We start from the raw sequence: 16,543 nt of genomic DNA on the forward strand, positions 1-16,543 counted from the left end.
CTAAAGAGCGCCCTCCCGATCCGAAGGGAACGGGCCCAGGTGGCGGAATTGGTAGACGCGCTGGCTTCAGGTGCCAGTGGCCGAAAGGTCGTGGAGGTTCGAGTCCTCTCCTGGGCACCATTCCTTCTCTCCTATAGGGAGAGATAAACCTACGAGTTCGGAGCGAGAGGCCCTTGGCCAACTTCCTGCATATCGGTGACCTGCCCGGCGATGTCTTCGCCGACGCGACGGCTGTGGCCGTCGATTCCGAGACCATGGGCCTTGCGCTCGGCCGCGACCCGCTCTGCGTGGTCCAGCTTTCCGACGGCCGGGGCGATGCGCATCTCGTCCAGTTCGACCGCTCGACCTACGACGCGCCCAACCTGAAGCGCGTGCTGACCGACCCGAAGATCCTGAAGATCTTTCACTTCGGCCGCTTTGATATCGCCATGTTCCACCTCCATCTGGGGGTGATGACGGCTCCGGTCTACTGCACCAAGATCGCCTCCAAGCTGGCGCGCACCTATACGGACCGCCACGGCCTGAAGGACGTCTGCCGCGAACTGCTCGGCGTCGACATCTCCAAGACCCAGCAGAGCTCGGACTGGGGCGCCGCCAAGCTCAGCGACGACCAGGTGGCCTATGCGGCTTCCGACGTCCTGCACCTGCACGCCCTGCGCGCCAAGCTGGACGCCATGCTGGTCCGCGAGGGCCGCGACGGCTTGGCCCGCGCCTGTTTCGACTTCCTTCCCCACCGCGCCCTGCTGGACGTGAGGGGTTGGGAAGGGGTCGACATCTTCGCGCATTCCTGAGGCGGCCATGACCCTGGCCGCCGCCGTTCCAGCGCAGCCGCACGGCCGGGACTTCGAGCGCTGGCGGCGGCGCTCGCGCCTGATCCGCCGCCTGCGGGTGATCCTGCCGGCGCTGATCGCCCTGATCCTGCTGGCCATGGCCGGTTTCGTCCTGCACACCACCTTCCTGGGCCGCGACGCTGCGCCGCGCGAGGCGGACGCGCCGATCGAACTGGTGAACCCGCGTTTCGTGGGCAAGGACGACAAGGGCCGCGCCTTCGTCATCACCGCCACAGCCGCGGTGCGCGATGAGAACGACTACCAGCGCGTACTGCTGGAGGAGCCGGCCCTGATCCTCGACGCCGAGGGCGTCAATCCCCGGCGCGTCACCGCCAAGTCCGGCGTCTACAGCGAGGACCGCCGCGTCCTGAACCTCGACGGCGGCGTCAGGATGAGCGGCGCGGACACCAGCTTCGACACCCTCAGCTCGATCTTCAACACCGCCACCGGCGAACTGGAGGGCGAGGGACCGATCTCCGGTTCGTCCTCGCTTGGCGAAATCACCGCGAAGTCCTATGGCGTGTACGACAAGGGCGAGCGGCTGGTCTTCAAGGGCGGGGTGCGCGGACGCATCGATTCGAAGTAGAGCTTTCGGACTCGACCTTTCGGACCAGGCTTCCCAGATGGGCTTCATGAGCATGAGCGGGCTTGAAATGACGAAGCTGGCGGCCGTTGCGGCCTTGGCGCTGGGCCTGGCAGGCCCCGCGGCGGCGCAGATCGCCGGCGGTTCCGACGCCCCCGTCGACATCACCGCCGACGCGCTGGAGGTCGTGAACAACCAGTGTATGTCGATCTGGAGCGGTTCGGCTGAAGCGCTGCAGGACCGCACCCGCCTGCGCGCAGACACCATCAAGACCTATTCCAAGAAAGCCCCCGGCAAGGCGAACGGCCAGGGCGCGTGCGGGGCGCTCGACCGCATGGAGGCGATCGGCAACGTCTACTACGTCACGCCCCAGCAGAAGGTGCGCGGCGACAACGCCGTCTATGACGTCGGCGCCGAGCGCATCGTCATCACTGGCGACGTCGTGGCCGTCTCCGGCCAGAACGTGATCCGCGGTTCGCGACTGGTGGTGAACTCGGCCACCGGCGACGCCCAGATGGAGGCCGGCGCCAAGGGCCCGGGCAAGGCCCGCCCGCGCGCAGTGATCTATCCGAACCAGAAGGCGGGCCCGGCCGCCTCGCGGCGCTAGGCGAACCGCCCTTGCAGCCCGACAGCCGCGAGGCCGAAGCGACCCTGCCGCTGGACGGCCTGGTGGTCGACAACATCGGCAAGTCCTTCCGCAAGCGCCCGGTGGTGAAGGGCGTCTCCCTGCGCCTGGCCCGCGGCGAGGTCGTCGGCCTGCTCGGTCCGAACGGCGCGGGCAAGACTACCTGCTTCTACATGATCACCGGCCTGATCCCCGCCGACTACGGCTCGATCTACCTGGACGGCGAGAACATCACCCGACAGCCGATGTACCAGCGCGCGCGCATGGGCGTCGGCTACCTGCCGCAGGAGACCTCGATCTTCCGCGCCATGACGGTGGAGGAGAACGTGATGGCGGTGGTCGAACTGCGCGAACGCAGCCAGGCCCGCGCCAGGCAGACCGTGACCGAGTTGTTGCAGGAACTGCGCATCGAGCATCTGCGCAACTCCCCGGCCATCTCGCTGTCGGGCGGCGAGCGCCGCCGCGTGGAGATCGCCCGCGCGCTCGCCAGCGAGCCGTCCTTCATGCTGCTGGACGAGCCCTTCGCCGGCATCGACCCGCTGGCCATCGCCGACATCCGCGAGGTGATCGCCTATCTGAAGGGGCGCGGCATCGGCATCCTGATCACCGACCACAACGTCCGCGAGACGCTCGACATCATCGACCGCGCCTCGATCATCCATGCCGGCGAAGTGCTGTTCGAAGGCACGCCCGACCAGATCGTCGACGATCCGGAAGTCCGCCGCGTCTATCTGGGCGAGCGCTTCGGCCAGGAATAGGGGCGGCCTCCTCGACCGCCCCCCTTGGGGATCACGCCACGCCCGCGAACCGCAGCAGGTCGACCATGGTGAAATCGTCGCCCTGTTTCGAAGCGTCCACCGTCGGGAGGTTCGGCTGCCAGTCCGGCTCCTGCGACAGGTAGGAGCTGCGGTCCCCTTCCAGCAGGCCGTGGAACACCTCGGTGACGATCCGGCCGCCGACCTGCCCCAGCCGCTCGCCGTTCTCGGCCACCTGGGCTTCGCGCAGGATGTAGAACCAGAGCGGAGTACGGTCGTCCAGGCCGTGCGGCTTCAGGTCCGCCAGGTCGCCCTTGGAGAGCGGCGTCAGCCCCATGGCCTTGGCCACCTTCTGCCCCGAGGGCAGCGAGAAGGTCAGGTGCCGCAGCAGGTTCCGCTGGGCCAGGGACGAGGGGTTGGTCTTCGGATCGGGATTGGCGACCACCGAGCCGGGCAGCTTGAAGAGGGCCGTCGACAGGGCGGTGTCGATCTTCTTGTTCGGCCGCACCTGGCCGTCGCCGAAGTCGAAGAAGGTCGGCCAGTCCACGAACCGCCGGGGCGCGCGGCAACCGCCGGACAGGTCGTCCGGGTCCAGCGGATTGGACGGGGTCGGGGTGAAGATCATGCCGAAGAACGGCTGGCCGCCGGGATTGCCCGTGAAGTTCGCCCGATAGGACGGCCGGATCTGGCTATGGCCGAAGCGATAGGCCGCGACCGAGAACTCGACCGGGATATAGGGCTCGTTGTTCCACTTGTAGTGCTTGCGCCCGTTCGCCAGCACGTCGTCGACGATCGCCGTCCCGCAGGTCTTCTTGAGGAACTCGTGCACGACGATCCATTGGTAGTGCCAGCGCACGATCCGCTGGGCCTCGGCGAACACCGCATCGGGCCGGGTCAGGCCGAACTTGGCCTTCACGTGGTCGACCACCGCATTGTGGAACTTCAGGAACGCGACCTGGAGCTGGCAGATGATCAGGTTCTCGTCGTCGCGCGGATCGCCGATCAGCGCCACGCCCTGGCTGTTGCGCGGCACGTCGAACTTGCCGGGCGTGCCGGTCTCCTCCAGCAGGAACTTGATCCCCTGGCCGGCCGGGCTCTGGTCGTAGAGGTGCGGGCTGCCGCCCGGACCTGCGCCATAGACGTTGTCGAGCCCCAGACTCGGCGTGCGGAAGTTCGAGATCTGCTCCGGGTCGGCCTGGCGCTCCAGGCTCGAAGTCGGATCGGAAGTGATGTCGTGGTCGATGAACTGGCCCAGGAAGGTGAAACCTGCCGTGAGGGTCGGATTGTTCGGGTTCTTGGTCGACAGCGGCGCGTCGGTGATCAGCTTGATCGGCCCTTCGGACAGCTTGTCCTTGGCGTCCATCACGCCGCCGACCTTGCCGATCTCCAGCAGGGCTGCGCGAATCTCCGGCGTGTCCGAAGCAAAAGGCGGCAAGTCGCCGAACATGCGGCCGAAGCGGCCGGAGTCGAAGTATTTCGACCGCGGCGGAACTATGTCGTGCGGATATATGCCATGACGCGCCATGAGCGTTCTCCCTTGCAGGCAGTGGGGGAACCGCCCGCCATTAGTATTAATAACGTCGTTCTCGGTCGACGCCTGAATTCGCCTATATGGCGAAAACGACGACTTGCAAATACTGGAAATTATACTTAAAGAATAACAGCAAAGCTTGTTATCTATACTTTGCCGGCGCCCACCCTCAGACTGAGGCGTCAGGGCGCATCTTCTCCAGATGGCGCCGCCCCTCCGCCTCGCGCTCGACCCGCCAGCGGGCGCGCAGCAGCGCCGGGCGCTCTGGATAGCGCTCGTCCAGGAAATCGCAGGCCACCACCCGGTCGGTGCGGAAGTTGCGGAAGGCTGCGCGCAGTTCGCACCAGCCGACCAGGATGCGCACCGTCTCGTGATAGCCGACGGTCACCGGCCAGATGACCCGCTCGGTCTGGCGCTCCTGTTCGTCGCGATAGCGCAGCGAGAGCTTGCGGCCGCCATGGATCGCCGCCCGCACCTGCGCCATGTCGAGCTGGTCGGGCGCCCCCGCGCGCCAGGCCGGCACCGCGCGCCCCGCAGGCTCCAGTACATAGGGGCGCAGCCGCTCGGGCACCGAGGCGCCGATCTTGGCGATCAGGTCCTGGGCCGCACGCGCCAGGGACGGGTCGCCCCGGCTGGCCACCCACTGGGCGCCCAGCACCGCCGCCTCGATCTCGTCGGGAGTCAGCATCAGCGGCGGCAGGTCGAAACCCTGATCCAGCACATAGCCCATGCCCGCCTCGCCGCGGATCGGCACCCTCTGGCCCATCAGGGTGGCGATGTCGCGATAGACCGTGCGCTTGGAGGTCTCCAGCTCCTCGGCAATCGCGTCGGCGGTGATCGGCCCGCGCGCCCGGCGCAGGATCTGGATGATCTGGAACAGGCGGTCGGCGCGGCGCATGGAAATCTGCTTCATGGGGCCGCAGCATCGCCCAGCGGTGCTGACAGCTAATGGCAGCATATTGGCGGCAAGGGCTACGGACGCCAATCCCGCATCGTCGCAGCGCGCGACCAAGCGGAAAGCTTGGCCGTCCGGTTAACACTTCGGTTGTGATGCCCGCGCTAACCTGACCAGCAAGATTCAGGCCAGGAGAGCGGATTTGGCGCTGGGGGCGCGGTTAGAGCTTCGTCAAGGGCAGGGGCTGGTCATCACCCCTCAGTTGCAGCAGGCGATCAAGCTGCTGCAACTGTCGAACCTTGAACTCGAAGCCTTCGTCGAGGGCGAACTGGAGCGCAACCCACTGCTCCAGCGCGACGAACGCGACTCCGAGCCCGACCGCGAGGAAACCCCGCGCGCCGAGGACGCCTCAGCCGAAGCCGCATCCGACCACGCCGCCTCGGCCGACATGGACATGGCCCACGATCAGGCCTCGCCCGGCGAGCACGCCACCGGCGACGCAGCCGAAGCCGCCCACGCCGGCGGCGCCATCGACTGGTCGCGCGCCGGCAAGGGCGGAAGCTTCGAGGATTCGGAGGATTTCGAAGGCCGGCTCACCCGTGAGAAGACCCTTTCGGAACACCTGTACGACCAGTTGACCGTCGCGGGTCTGTCGCCCGCCGCCAACGCCATCGCCGCGGTGCTGATCGACGGGGTGGACGAAGGCGGCTACCTGCGCTGCGACCTGACCGAGACCGCCGAACGCCTGGGCTGCGAACTGCCGGCCGTGGAGGCCGTGCTGGTCACCTTGCAGGGCTTCGAGCCGGTCGGAGTGTTCGCCCGCGACGTGCGCGAATGCCTGATGATCCAGCTCAAGGACCGGGACCGCTGCGATCCGGCCATGGTCGCCCTGCTGGACAATCTCGACCTGCTGGCCCGGCGCGACATGAACGCCCTGCGCAAGGCCTGCGGCGTCGACGACGAGGACCTGCGCGACATGGTCGCCGAGCTGCGCGGCCTTACGCCCCGCCCCGGCGCGGCCTTCGGCGGCGAGCCGAGCCAGCCGGTCGCCCCGGACGTCTATGTGCGCGAGGGCCTGGGCGGCCTCTGGCACGTCGAACTCAACACCGACACCCTGCCCCGGCTGCTGATCGACCAGCGCTACCATGCCCGCGTCTCGGGCGGCGCGCGCACCGAGCAGGAAAAGGTCTTCGTGGCCGACTGCATGGCCAGCGCCAACTGGCTGGTGAAAAGCCTGGACCAGCGGGCCAAGACCATCCTCAAGGTCGCCAGCGAGATCGTGCGCCAGCAGGACGGGTTCCTGGCCTTCGGGGTCGAGCACCTGCGCCCCCTGAACCTCAAGACCGTGGCCGACGCCATCGGCATGCACGAGTCCACCGTCAGCCGCGTGACCTCGAACAAGTACATCGCCACGCCCCGCGGCCTGTTCGAGCTGAAGTTCTTCTTCACCTCCTCGATCGCTTCGACCTCAGGCGGCGAGGCGCACTCGGCCGAAAGCGTGCGCCACAAGATCAAGCAGCTCATCGACGGCGAACACAACGAGGCCGAGGTCCATTCCGACGACCGCATCGTCGAGATTCTCAAGGAAATCGGCGTCGACATCGCCCGTCGCACGGTGGCCAAGTACCGTGAGGCCATGCGCATCCCCTCGTCCGTCGAACGGCGGCGGATGCTGAAGGAAACCGCCTAAGGCGCGAGGGCGGCCGCCGCCCACTCCGCACACACCGCCTCGTCGGCCTCCTGAGCGCGCTCGCCCAGCCGCGCGAACGCCGCCGGCTCCAGCAACCGCGACAGCGCCCAGACCGCCGCCCCGCGCACCAGCGGCGAGGAATCGTCCAGCCGCCGCTTCACCGGCGCCGCCAGCGCCGCATCCCCGGAATTGCCCGCCGCATAGAGCACGTTGCGCAGGAAGCGGTCGCGGCCGATCCGCTTGACCGGGTTCTTGGCGAACAGCGCGCGAAAGGCCGGGTCGTCCAACTCCAGCAGATCGGCCAGGGCGGGCGAGCGCAGCGCCTCGCGCGCCGCCAGCCGCTGCTCGCGCGCCCGGGCGGCGAACTTGTTCCACGGACAGACCGCCAGGCAGTCGTCGCAGCCATAGATGCGGTTGCCCAGCATGGGGCGCAGCTCAGCCGGAACCGGCCCCTTCAGCTCGATGGTCAGGTAGGAGATGCAGCGCCGCGCATCGAGCTGGTAGGGCGCGGGGAACGCCCCGGTCGGACAGGCGTCCAGGCAGGCCCGGCACTGGCCGCACGATCCGCCGCTCGGTCCGTCCGACGGCAATTCCAGCTCGGTCAGGATCGAGCCCAGGAAGAGCCAGGAACCGAAGTCGCGGCTGACCAGATTGGTGTGCTTGCCCTGCCAGCCCAGCCCCGCCCGCTCGGCCAGCGGCTTTTCCATCAGCGGCGCCGTGTCGACGAACACCTTCAGCTCGCCCCCGAACCGCGAGGCGACGAACGAGGCGAGCTGCTTCAGCCGCCCCTTGATCAGCTCGTGATAGTCGTCGCCCTGGGCGTAGACCGAGATCGCCCCGCGATCCCTGGCCTCCAGCGCCTCCAGCGGGTCGTGGTCGGGCCCATAGTTGACCCCCAGCATGATGGCGGAGCGCGCGCCCTCCCACATGGCGGTCGGATGGCGACGGCGCGCCTCGGTGTCGGCCATCCACCCCATCTCGCCGTAGCGGCCGGCCTCTACGAACTTGCGCAGGCGCGCCTCGGCCTCCCAGCCCGCGCGTGCATCGGCGAAGCGGCAGGCGTCGAAGCCGAGTTCGACGGCGCGCTTGCGGATCAGCTCTGTCGTTCGGGTGTCAGAAGTCGAGGTCGTCATAGTGCTGCGCCGGCGCGAGGCCGGGCCAGCGGTCGGCCAGCAGCGGCCGGAAGCACGGCCTCGATTTCAGCTTCATGTACCAGGTCTTCACCGCCGGGAAGTCCCGCCAAGGCACGTCGCCGAAATAGTCGATGACCGACAGGTGCGCCGCCGCCGCGAAATCGGCCAGCGACAGCCGCCGTCCGGCCAGCCACTCGCGCCCAGCCAGCAGGGCCTCGACATAGACCAGGTGCGCGCGCAGCGCCTCGCGTCCGGCCCGCATGGCGGCCAGGTCCGGCGCGCCCAGGCCCAACAACCGCTTTTCCATCTTCTCGTGAAGCAGGAAACCGCCGACCTCGTAGTCGAACTTGCGGTCGAACCATTGCAGCAGCCGCCGCGCCTCGGCCCGCTCGGCCGCATCGCGGCCCAGCAGCGGCGGCTCCGGATAGGTCTCCTCCAGGTGATCGAGGATCGCCCGGCTTTCGCACAACACCAGGTTGTCGCGGCCGTTCGAGGCGACCAGCACCGGCGTCAGCCCGGAGGGGTTCATCTTCACCAGGGCGGCGGGCCGCTCCCAATAACGCACCTGCTCCTCGGCGAAGGGCAGGCGCTTTTCGCCCAGCGCGAGGCGGACCTGACGCGAGGCCGGGTCGAGCGGGAAATGGTGAAGGGTGAGGTCGGGACGCATGAGACGGCTTAGTCTTGCAGATCCTCGTTAAGGCCGCGTTTACCGAGGGCCGTCCAGGCGGCGTCCACGGCTTGTTTCCAGCCCCGTCCCTACCCTAGCCGATCCGGCTCGACATGCCGCCGTCGACGAACAGCACCGTGCCGGTGATGAACCTCGCCTCGTCGCTGGCCAGGAACAGGGCCGCATAGGCGGTGTCCCAAGCCGTGCCCATCCTGCCGCCCAGCGGCACGCGCGCGTTGCGGGCCTCGCGCACCGCCTGCTGCTCCTGACCGCTGGCCTGTGCGATGCCGGCCACGGCCATCGGCGTGTCGAGCAGGCCCATGGCCACGGCGTTGCAGCGCACGCCCTTGGACGCATTGGCCTGGGCGATGCTGGTGGTCAGCCGGTTCAACGCCGCCTTGGAGACCTCGTAGGCGGTCTGGTTTCCTCCTGCGATCGAGGCCAGGGACGAGATGTAGACGATCGAGCCGGCGCCTTGCTCGCGCAGGGTCGGCAGGACGGCCTTGCCGACCTGCCAGGCGCCTTTCAGGTTCACCGCCAGGATGCGGTCGAGCGCGTCCTCGGTCAGCCGGTGGGCCGGGCCGTCGCCGCCCCCGCCGATCCCGACATTGTTGACCACGATGTCGACGGCGCCGAACCGCGCCTTGGCCGCCTCGACCATGGCCGCGCAATCCTCGGCCCGCACGATGTTGGCCGCGAAGGCCGCCGCGCGTCCGCCTTCGCCCTCGATCATCGCCACCGTCTCCTGGGCCCGGTCGAGCTGGCGGTCGACGCAAAACACGTCGGCGCCTTCCCGCGCGAACAGCAGGGCGATGGCCCGACCGTTGCCCACGGTCTCGCCCGGCGTCTGACCCGCCCCGACGACGATGGCGCTCTTGCCTGCCAGCCGCATGGTCAGAAGCCCTTCAGGTCGGGATCGAGGCTCTGGCCCGCGTCGAGCTGCACCCCGAACGAATTGAGGATCATCGAAACCTGGGTGTACTGGCCGGCGGTGAACACCACGTCCATGCACTGCTTGTCGGTGAAGTGCGCCTTCAACGCCGCCCAGGTCGCATCGGTGATGAACTGGTCGTGGTGCAGTTCGTCCGAGGCGCGCAGCAGCGCCTGGTCGGCGGCGCTCCAGCCGGGCGCGTCGGCGCCGCCCTTGATGCGCGCCACATCGTCGTCGGTCAGGCCCGCCCGCTGGCCGATCGGCACGTGCTGGGTCCACTCGTAGCCGGAGCGGCAGAGGAAGCCGATGCGCAGGATGACGATCTCGCGCTCGCGCGGCGTCAGGTCGTTCTTCTTCGACAACACATAGTTGCCCCAGGCGAGAAAGCCCTTCGCGGCCTTCGGCGCCTGGACCATGGTCCGGAAGATGTTCAGCACCCGCTCGCCCATCGGGGCGAGGATTTCCTTCTGCTCGTCGGTGAGGGCGGCGTCCTGGACCGGCGCGATCCGGGGCTTGGCGAGGCGCATGCGGCGTTTCCCCTAACTGGTTCTTCTGGTTGCGGCGCCAGCAAAACCCGCCTGCGCCGCCCATGCAAGCTTTCGAACCGTCGGTACGTCAGGCTTCCAGGTCGGCCTTCAGCCTTTCCAGCACGCTCACCGCCCGCTCGGCGTAGGGGCCGATCCAGCGGTCGTGGATCTGCTTGATGGGCATGGAGTTCAGATGGTTCCAGCGCTCGCGGCCCCGGCGCGAGGCGATCACCAACCCCGCGGTCTCCAGAACCTTCAGGTGCTGCATCACCGTACAGCGGTCCAGTTCCGGAAACCGTCCGCACAGATCCCCGGTGGTCAGCGGCGCATCGCGGAGCCGGTCGAGGATGCCCCGCCGGGTGGGCGAGGCCAAGGCCTTGAAAATCAGGTCGTTTTCCGACTCGCTTGACATGTTATAAATCTATAACATTATGGAGCCAGGAACAAGGAGCAGGATCATGGACCTGACCTTCCGCGTGACCGCCCGCATCGCCAAGCCCGTGGCCGAGGTGTTCGAGGCCGTCGTCGATCCGGCCGAACTGTCGCGCTACTTCACCACCGGCGGCGCCCAGGGGCGGATCGAGACCGGCGCCACCGTCTACTGGGACTTCGCCGACTTCCCGGGCGCCTTCCCGGTCTGGGTGACGGAGGTGGTCCCGCAGCAGAAGATCGTCCTCGAATGGGCGGCCAATGACGGTCCGCCGGACGAAGCCGACGGCCAGATCGCCGACGCCGGCTATCGCACCACCGTCACCATGACCTTCGAGCCGCTGGAGGACGGGCGCACCCTGGTCGCCATCGAGGAGCATGGCTGGCGTCCGACCGAAAACGGCCTCAAGGCCTCCTACGGCAACTGCCAGGGCTGGAGCCAGATGCAGTGCGCGCTGAAAGCCTATCTCGAACACGGGATCAACCTGCGCGACGGCATGTACAAATAGCGCTGAAAACCGCTGGTCAGCCGCCACGACGCGGCCGACAGTGCCCGCCCTTCAAGCTTGAGCAAGGGCCGGTTCCATGGCGATCTCCCTCTACGACGTCAGCGTCGCATCCTTCCTGCAAACCGTCGGCGGGGTGGCCGGCTTCCTGGAGCGAAGCTTGGCCCATTGCCAGGACAACGGGATCGACCCGCAGGAAATCCTCGCCTCGCGCATGTACGAGGACATGTTCGACTTCCGCTTCCAGGTGATCTCGGTCGCCCACCATTCGCTGGGCGCCATCGAGGGCGTAAAGGCCGGCGTCTTCTCGCCGGGCGGCGACCAGAACGCCCAGGACCTGCCGGCGCTGATCGCGCTGATCAAGGACACCCACGCCGGGCTCGCGGCGATCAAGCCGGACGAGATCAACGCCTACGAAGGCAAGGACGTGTTCTTCGAGTTCCGCGGCACGAAGATCCCGTTCACCGCCGAGAACTTCCTGATGTCGTTCTCGCTGCCGAACCTGCACTTCCACGCCACCACCGCCTACGACCTGCTCCGCAGCCGCGGCGTCCCGCTCGGCAAGCGCGACTATATGGGTCAGTTGCGCGTGAAGATGGGCTGAGCCCGCATAGGGCGCAGTTGCGCCCGCCGGGGCGAGGCAGGTGGGCGCGCCAAGACCAGACATTGGCCTGGGGTCGAAAAGCCGGCGTTGATGGACGGTCCGAGTTGAAAGAGACGTATCGTCGCCGAATCCTCAGGGTTGACGCCCTCAACCCAGCGGCGCTCCACTCATCCCCAGAACGACGGCCTGGGAGGCGAGACATGCTCAATCACTGGAAAGCGCTGACTTGCGCGGCCGCCCTCGCCGCCTCGTCGCCGGTCTTCGCCCAGAGCGCTCCGCCAGCCGCTCCCGCGCAGGACGAAGCCGGTATGGCCGACTTCTTCGAGGGCTCCCTCATCATCACGATGCCCGCCTTCAAGAAGTTCCGCCTCGCCCGCCAGTTCGCCCCCGATCACACTTATGTGGACCTGGAGCGTGGCAAGCCCGTCAGCGGAACCTGGACCTTGGAAAATGGCAAGATCTGCACCCAACGTCCCGACGCTCAGCGCTACTGCAACACTGGTCTCGGCCGGAAGCTTGGCGAGACGTGGCAGGATAAAGACCCGTACACAGGGAACGAGGTGGACTTCGCGTTGGCAGCGAGCGCAAGGCCCAGCCGCTAGAAATCCCTTGCTGACGTCAGCGGCCCCAGGCGGCGAATCCGGAACGGATTGGTTCAGCGCCTTTCAGGCCCAGGAATCCTGAATGGCGATTCGTCCTAGCCCTGGCCGACGCGCCCCGGCGCGGGCAGCACGTCGATCAGTTCGATGCGGAAGATCAGCACGCTGTTGGGCGGGATTTCTCCAGCGCCCTCCTCGCCATAGCCCATGGCCGGCGGGACGTAGAGAACCCACTCATCGCCCGGCCGCATGAGCTGCAGGGCTTCCTTCCAGGCCGGGATCAGGGCCGGCAGCGGCATGGCCGCCGGCTGGCCGCGCTCGTACGAGGAATCGAAGATCGTCCCGTCCACCAGCTTGCCTTCGTAGTGGACCTTCACCTCATCGTCGGGGCCGGGCTTGAGGCCGCTCGCCGGGCCGGAGCGGACGATCTTGTACTGCACGCCCGACGGCAGGGTCTGCACGCCTGCAGCCTTGGCGTTGGAGTCCATATAGGCCTTGGCCTCGGCGGCCGCCTTGGCCAGCACCGCCGGGTCGGCGGTGGCCGCGCCGCGGTTGCAGGCGGCCAGCAGCAGGGCGACGGCCACGGCGGAAAGAACGCGCTTCATCTCAGTGTCCCTCTCAGACGGCGCGGGGCGGATAGCCGTGCTCGCGCAACGCGTCCATGATTTCCTGCGTATGCTGGGCGTCGCGGGTCTCGATCATGATGTCGAACTCCGCGCCCTTGGCCGGCACATCGAGGGCGAGGCGGTTGTGCGCCACCTCGACGATGTTGGCGCCCATCTGGCCGATCACCGCCGAGACGGTCGCCAGCAGGCCCGGCCGGTCGTCGCCGATGATCCGCAGCGAGACCAGGCGCTGGTCGCGCACCAGTTCGCGCGTCAGCACCGAGGCCAGCAGGCGGGTGTCGATATTTCCGCCGGTGACGATCAACCCGGCCTTCTTGCCCTTGAACTTGTCCGGATAGGCGAGCAGCGCCGCCAGGGACGCCGCCCCCGCGCCCTCGACCACCGTCTTCTCGACATTGCAGTAGAGCGCCACCGCCCGCTCGAAATGCGGCTCCTCGATCAACAGCACCTCGTCGATCAGCGGCCGGGCGATGGCGTAGGACAGCTCGCCCACCTGCTTGACCGCGATGCCCTCGGCGATGGTCGCTCCGCCGCTGGCGCCGTTCACGCCGCGCATCTTGGCGGTGAAGGACGGATACATCGCCGGTTCGACGCCGATCACCTCGATCCCCGGGTTCAGCGACTTGGCCGCCGTCGCGCAGCCGGCGATCAGCCCGCCGCCGCCGATCGGGATAGGCAGGACCTCCAGGTCGGGAACGTCCTCGAGCATCTCCAGGGCGACCGTGCCCTGGCCGGCCATCACCTGCAGGTTGTTGAACGGGTGGACGAAGGCCAGGTCCTGCTCGTCGCGCAGCCGCATGGCCACGGCCGAGGCCTCGTCGTAGTTGTCGCCCTCCAGCACCACCTGGGCGCCGTGGCCGCGGGTCTGCTGCACCTTCACGAAGGGGGTCGAGCGCGGCATGACGATGGTCACCGGAATGCCCAGCCGCGCGGCGTGATAGGCCAGGCCCTGGCTGTGGTTGCCGGCCGAGGCGGCGATGACCCCGCGCCCCCTTTCGTTGTCGGAGAGTTGCAGCAGGGTGTTGAGCGCCCCGCGCTCCTTGTAGGCGGCGGTGAACTGCAGGTTCTCGAACTTCACCCACACCTCGGCGCCGGTGATCTCCGACAAGGTCCGCGAATGGCGGCAGGGCGTGCGCTCGATCCGCCCTTTCAGGCGATCGGCGGCTGCGCGAATGTCGTCGAGGGAAAGCGTCATGGTCAAGCCGAGGTGGGAGGTGCGCCACGTCTAGCGGCGCAAGGCCCGAACCGCAATGCAAGCGGGACGCGCGCCCGCCCTGGGGTCAGCTCAGGCCGCGCCACAGGTCCATGCGCCGCATGGCCTTTCCGGGCAGGGCCGACATCCGTCCCAGCGGCAGCGCTTCGGCCGCGCGCCGCACGCCATAGGCCGCGCGCCTGGCCAGCAGCGCCGGCGAGGGCAGGCCGACGAAGCCGTGCGTCACCCACTGGCCGCCGTTGGAAAGCTCGCGCTTGAACCGATAGTCGCCGGGGCCGAGATCGAGCCGCGTATAGGGCGTCCCGTCCATCCAGCGCAGGATGTCCTGGAACAGCAGCAGGCCCGGCGAATAGCGGTCGAACCGCGGATCGTGGGCGATGATCCAGCCGTGGATGGTCCGCCGGCCATGCAGGTGCAGGTGGACCGCCGCCAGTTCCCCGCCCAGATGCAGGGTAAAGAGGCCCGCCCCGAAGTCCGGCTCGCGGCCCTCGAACAGCCGCCTCAGCAGCTCCAGCGTCCAGGGCGTCTCGAAGATGTCGGTCTGTCCGGTGGCGCGATATTGCGCGCTCTTCCAGGCCCGGAGCCGGTCGAAATCGACGTCCGAGCCGGAAAAGGCCTGGAACTGCGCCGGCCCGACCTCGCGCTCGGCCTTGCGGCGCTTCTTGTCGCAGTCCTTGAGCACCGAGGTCCCCGCCGCCCGGCGCTCGGCCTCATAGGCCTGATAACCCTCGTCCACGTCGATGAGGTAGGAGAGGTCGCGTCCCCGCGCATGACGAGCAAACGGGGCCTGCTGCTCGAGCATGAAGGTGAAGTCGAGCCGGTGGACGCCCAGCGCCGCCACCAGTTCGCGCGGGTCCAGGGTCAGGCCCGGCTCGGCGATCAGGCCCTGATAGTCGCACATCGGGGCGCCGACCGGCATGGCGATCACCGACCCGACCCGGGCGGGAAAGAAACCGACCTCGCGCCCGCCGTCCTTGAGGATCGCCACGCGCACGCTACGCGCGCCCTGGCGCTGCACCGCCTCGACCGCCCGCGCCCATTGCGGCGACAGGAACGGCGTATCCAGGGCGATGTCCGCGGCTTGCAGCTCGGCCCAGCGTGCGATGCTGGCGGGTGTCAGATCCTGCGGCCGAACGATCTCGAAGTCCAAGAAGATGCTCCGGCGCTTCCCGCGTCTCGAAAGTGCGCGGAGCCTAGCAGCCAACTCTTTCCCGGAGGTTGCCGCCGGCCCGCTAAAGTAGATCCTCGCGGCCGGCCGCACGCACCGCCTCGACCGCCGCGCGCACGGCCCCGGGCGCGTCCTTGCGGGTCACCAGCACCACGCCGTCCTCGACCACCACCACCAGGTCCTCCACCCCGGCCAGCACGACGACCGGCCCGTCCGTGCGGGCCAGACAGCCCGCGCTGTCCACGGCGATCACCTCGCCGTCGAGCGCGTCGCCGCGCGCGGTCTTGGCCGACAGTTCCCACAGCGCGCGCCAGTTGCCGACGTCGGCCCAGCCGATATCGGCCTCCACCACCCTGGCGCGGTTCGTCCGCTCCATGATCGCCACGTCGACCGCCACGCTGGGCGCCTCCAGAAAGGCCGGCCCCAGGGCGACCACGTCGCCATGACGCGCCGCGCCCGCCAGCCCCGCCTCGGCCGCCCGCGCCACCTCCGACGCCAGCCGCCGCGCCTCGTCCAGGAAGGCGCCGGCCCGGAACAGGAACATCCCGCCGTTCCAGCTATAGTCGGGGTCGGTGACGAACCGCCTCGCCGTCTCGAGGTCCGGCTTCTCCACGAAGCTCGCCACCTTGCGCGCCGGCCCTTCGCCCTCGGCCCGGATGTAGCCGTAGATCGTCGCCGGCCCGGTCGGCCTGAGCCCCAGCAGCACGATCTCGCCGGCCAGGGCCGCCGCCCGTCCGGCCTCGATCGCCCGATGCAGCGCCGCCACGTCGGCCACCAGGTTGTCGGCGTGCATCAGCACCATCAGCGCATCGGGATCGCTGGCCGCGCCGAAAGCCGCCGCCGCCACGGCCGCCGCCGCCGTATTGCGCGGCTCGGGCTCGGTGAGGATCGCCGCCGGCGGAACGCTGGCCTCGACCAGTTGCGCGCGGGCCAGGTCCGCGTGGGCCGCGGCGCAGATCACCACCGGGGGGGCGAACATCTCGCCCGTCAGCCGCCGGGCGGTGTCCTGGATCAGGCTGCGCTCGCCGCCCAGGCGATGGAACTGCTTGGGCCGCGCGCGGCGCGACAGCGGCCAGAGCCGCGTGCCCGCGCCCCCCGACATCAGCACGGGAATGATCTTGCCCAACTCGACCTCGGCGCTGGAATCCTTGCGAAGGCGACCATAGCCTTCGCCGCCCCGAAACGCGAAAGCCCGAGCCACGCCGCAAGAGGCGGGGTATAAATCCCGTCA

Annotated in this window: 19 protein-coding genes and 1 tRNA gene; 9 read left to right on the top strand and 11 right to left on the bottom strand. The window is 68.5% G+C overall.

The genetic code is table 11. The features are described from left to right. Window positions 1-33: 33 nt before the first annotated feature. The 5 genes from ACE3TL_RS10045 to lptB all read left to right on the top strand — a co-directional run bounded on the left by ACE3TL_RS10045 (window position 34) and on the right by lptB (window position 2,796). Window positions 34-120: transfer RNA gene (locus ACE3TL_RS10045), tRNA-Leu, on the top strand. A gap of 53 nt (window positions 121-173) precedes the next feature. Next, window positions 174-791 carry a ribonuclease D gene (locus tag ACE3TL_RS10050; RefSeq protein ID WP_374578552.1) on the top strand — a complete coding sequence of 206 codons (618 nt, stop codon included), beginning with the start codon at window positions 174-176 and terminating at the stop codon, window positions 789-791. A gap of 7 nt (window positions 792-798) precedes the next feature. Further along, entirely contained in the window at window positions 799-1,416 is a 618-nt protein-coding gene (lptC, locus tag ACE3TL_RS10055) for an LPS export ABC transporter periplasmic protein LptC (RefSeq protein ID WP_374578553.1), read from the top strand. A 67-nt stretch (window positions 1,417-1,483) separates the two neighbouring features. After that, a complete protein-coding gene (locus ACE3TL_RS10060; RefSeq protein ID WP_374578554.1) occupies window positions 1,484-2,020 on the top strand; it encodes an LptA/OstA family protein in 537 nt (178 codons plus the stop codon). Between the two features lie 44 nt (window positions 2,021-2,064). Continuing rightward, window positions 2,065-2,796, top strand: coding sequence for an LPS export ABC transporter ATP-binding protein (gene lptB, locus ACE3TL_RS10065; RefSeq protein WP_374532909.1), 732 nt, complete (start codon window positions 2,065-2,067; stop codon window positions 2,794-2,796). 31 nt (window positions 2,797-2,827) lie between these two features. On the opposite strand, the gene ACE3TL_RS10070 is transcribed toward lptB, so the two are convergent. After that, window positions 2,828-4,318 (bottom strand): heme peroxidase family protein, encoded by a 1,491-nt coding sequence (locus tag ACE3TL_RS10070; protein WP_374578555.1) that lies wholly within the window; start codon window positions 4,316-4,318, stop codon window positions 2,828-2,830. A 175-nt stretch (window positions 4,319-4,493) separates the two neighbouring features. After that, window positions 4,494-5,222 carry a helix-turn-helix transcriptional regulator gene (locus ACE3TL_RS10075; protein WP_374578580.1) on the bottom strand — a complete coding sequence of 243 codons (729 nt, stop codon included), beginning with the start codon at window positions 5,220-5,222 and terminating at the stop codon, window positions 4,494-4,496. A 199-nt stretch (window positions 5,223-5,421) separates the two neighbouring features. Between ACE3TL_RS10075 and rpoN the strand changes: the two genes are divergently transcribed. Continuing rightward, window positions 5,422-6,909, top strand: a complete 1,488-nt coding sequence (rpoN, locus tag ACE3TL_RS10080; protein ID WP_374578556.1) for an RNA polymerase factor sigma-54 — start codon at window positions 5,422-5,424, stop codon at window positions 6,907-6,909. On the opposite strand, the gene queG is transcribed toward rpoN, so the two are convergent. From queG to ACE3TL_RS10105, 5 genes are all read right to left on the bottom strand, one after another. Further along, window positions 6,906-8,042, bottom strand: a complete 1,137-nt coding sequence (gene queG, locus ACE3TL_RS10085) for a tRNA epoxyqueuosine(34) reductase QueG (protein ID WP_374578557.1) — start codon at window positions 8,040-8,042, stop codon at window positions 6,906-6,908. The genes rpoN and queG overlap by 4 nt on opposite strands. Continuing rightward, window positions 8,023-8,709: a glutathione S-transferase family protein gene (locus ACE3TL_RS10090; RefSeq protein ID WP_374578558.1), complete on the bottom strand. Its 687-nt coding sequence runs from the start codon at window positions 8,707-8,709 to the stop codon at window positions 8,023-8,025. Before ACE3TL_RS10090 ends, queG begins: the two co-directional genes overlap by 20 nt. A gap of 94 nt (window positions 8,710-8,803) precedes the next feature. Continuing rightward, a complete protein-coding gene (locus ACE3TL_RS10095) occupies window positions 8,804-9,601 on the bottom strand; it encodes an SDR family NAD(P)-dependent oxidoreductase (RefSeq protein WP_374578559.1) in 798 nt (265 codons plus the stop codon). A gap of 2 nt (window positions 9,602-9,603) precedes the next feature. Beyond that, window positions 9,604-10,167 (bottom strand): carboxymuconolactone decarboxylase family protein, encoded by a 564-nt coding sequence (locus ACE3TL_RS10100; RefSeq protein WP_374578560.1) that lies wholly within the window; start codon window positions 10,165-10,167, stop codon window positions 9,604-9,606. Between the two features lie 88 nt (window positions 10,168-10,255). Next, the gene (locus ACE3TL_RS10105) at window positions 10,256-10,579 is read right to left on the bottom strand and encodes an ArsR/SmtB family transcription factor (protein ID WP_374578561.1); all 324 of its coding nucleotides are present in this window, start codon (window positions 10,577-10,579) and stop codon (window positions 10,256-10,258) included. Between the two features lie 46 nt (window positions 10,580-10,625). Between ACE3TL_RS10105 and ACE3TL_RS10110 the strand changes: the two genes are divergently transcribed. From ACE3TL_RS10110 to ACE3TL_RS10120, 3 genes are all read left to right on the top strand, one after another. Then, the gene (locus ACE3TL_RS10110) at window positions 10,626-11,105 is read left to right on the top strand and encodes an SRPBCC family protein (RefSeq protein ID WP_374578562.1); all 480 of its coding nucleotides are present in this window, start codon (window positions 10,626-10,628) and stop codon (window positions 11,103-11,105) included. A 76-nt stretch (window positions 11,106-11,181) separates the two neighbouring features. Then, on the top strand, window positions 11,182-11,706 hold the full coding sequence (locus ACE3TL_RS10115) for a DUF1993 family protein (protein ID WP_374578563.1): 525 nt from the start codon (window positions 11,182-11,184) through the stop codon (window positions 11,704-11,706). Window positions 11,707-11,906: 200 nt separating this feature from the next. Next, on the top strand, window positions 11,907-12,308 hold the full coding sequence (locus ACE3TL_RS10120; RefSeq protein WP_374578564.1) for a hypothetical protein: 402 nt from the start codon (window positions 11,907-11,909) through the stop codon (window positions 12,306-12,308). A gap of 95 nt (window positions 12,309-12,403) precedes the next feature. Here ACE3TL_RS10120 and ACE3TL_RS10125 read toward each other — a convergent pair whose 3' ends face one another. From ACE3TL_RS10125 to ACE3TL_RS10140, 4 genes are all read right to left on the bottom strand, one after another. Next, window positions 12,404-12,910: an FKBP-type peptidyl-prolyl cis-trans isomerase gene (locus tag ACE3TL_RS10125; RefSeq protein WP_374578565.1), complete on the bottom strand. Its 507-nt coding sequence runs from the start codon at window positions 12,908-12,910 to the stop codon at window positions 12,404-12,406. A 13-nt stretch (window positions 12,911-12,923) separates the two neighbouring features. Further along, on the bottom strand, window positions 12,924-14,126 hold the full coding sequence (locus ACE3TL_RS10130) for a threonine ammonia-lyase (RefSeq protein ID WP_374578566.1): 1,203 nt from the start codon (window positions 14,124-14,126) through the stop codon (window positions 12,924-12,926). An 85-nt stretch (window positions 14,127-14,211) separates the two neighbouring features. Then, window positions 14,212-15,294, bottom strand: a complete 1,083-nt coding sequence (locus ACE3TL_RS10135) for a GNAT family N-acetyltransferase (protein WP_374578567.1) — start codon at window positions 15,292-15,294, stop codon at window positions 14,212-14,214. A gap of 82 nt (window positions 15,295-15,376) precedes the next feature. Further along, the gene (locus ACE3TL_RS10140) at window positions 15,377-16,513 is read right to left on the bottom strand and encodes a mannose-1-phosphate guanylyltransferase (protein ID WP_374578568.1); all 1,137 of its coding nucleotides are present in this window, start codon (window positions 16,511-16,513) and stop codon (window positions 15,377-15,379) included. Window positions 16,514-16,543: the final 30 nt, after the last annotated feature.

This window comes from Phenylobacterium sp. (assembly GCF_041920015.1).
Classification (GTDB): Bacteria; Pseudomonadota; Alphaproteobacteria; order Caulobacterales; family Caulobacteraceae; genus Phenylobacterium.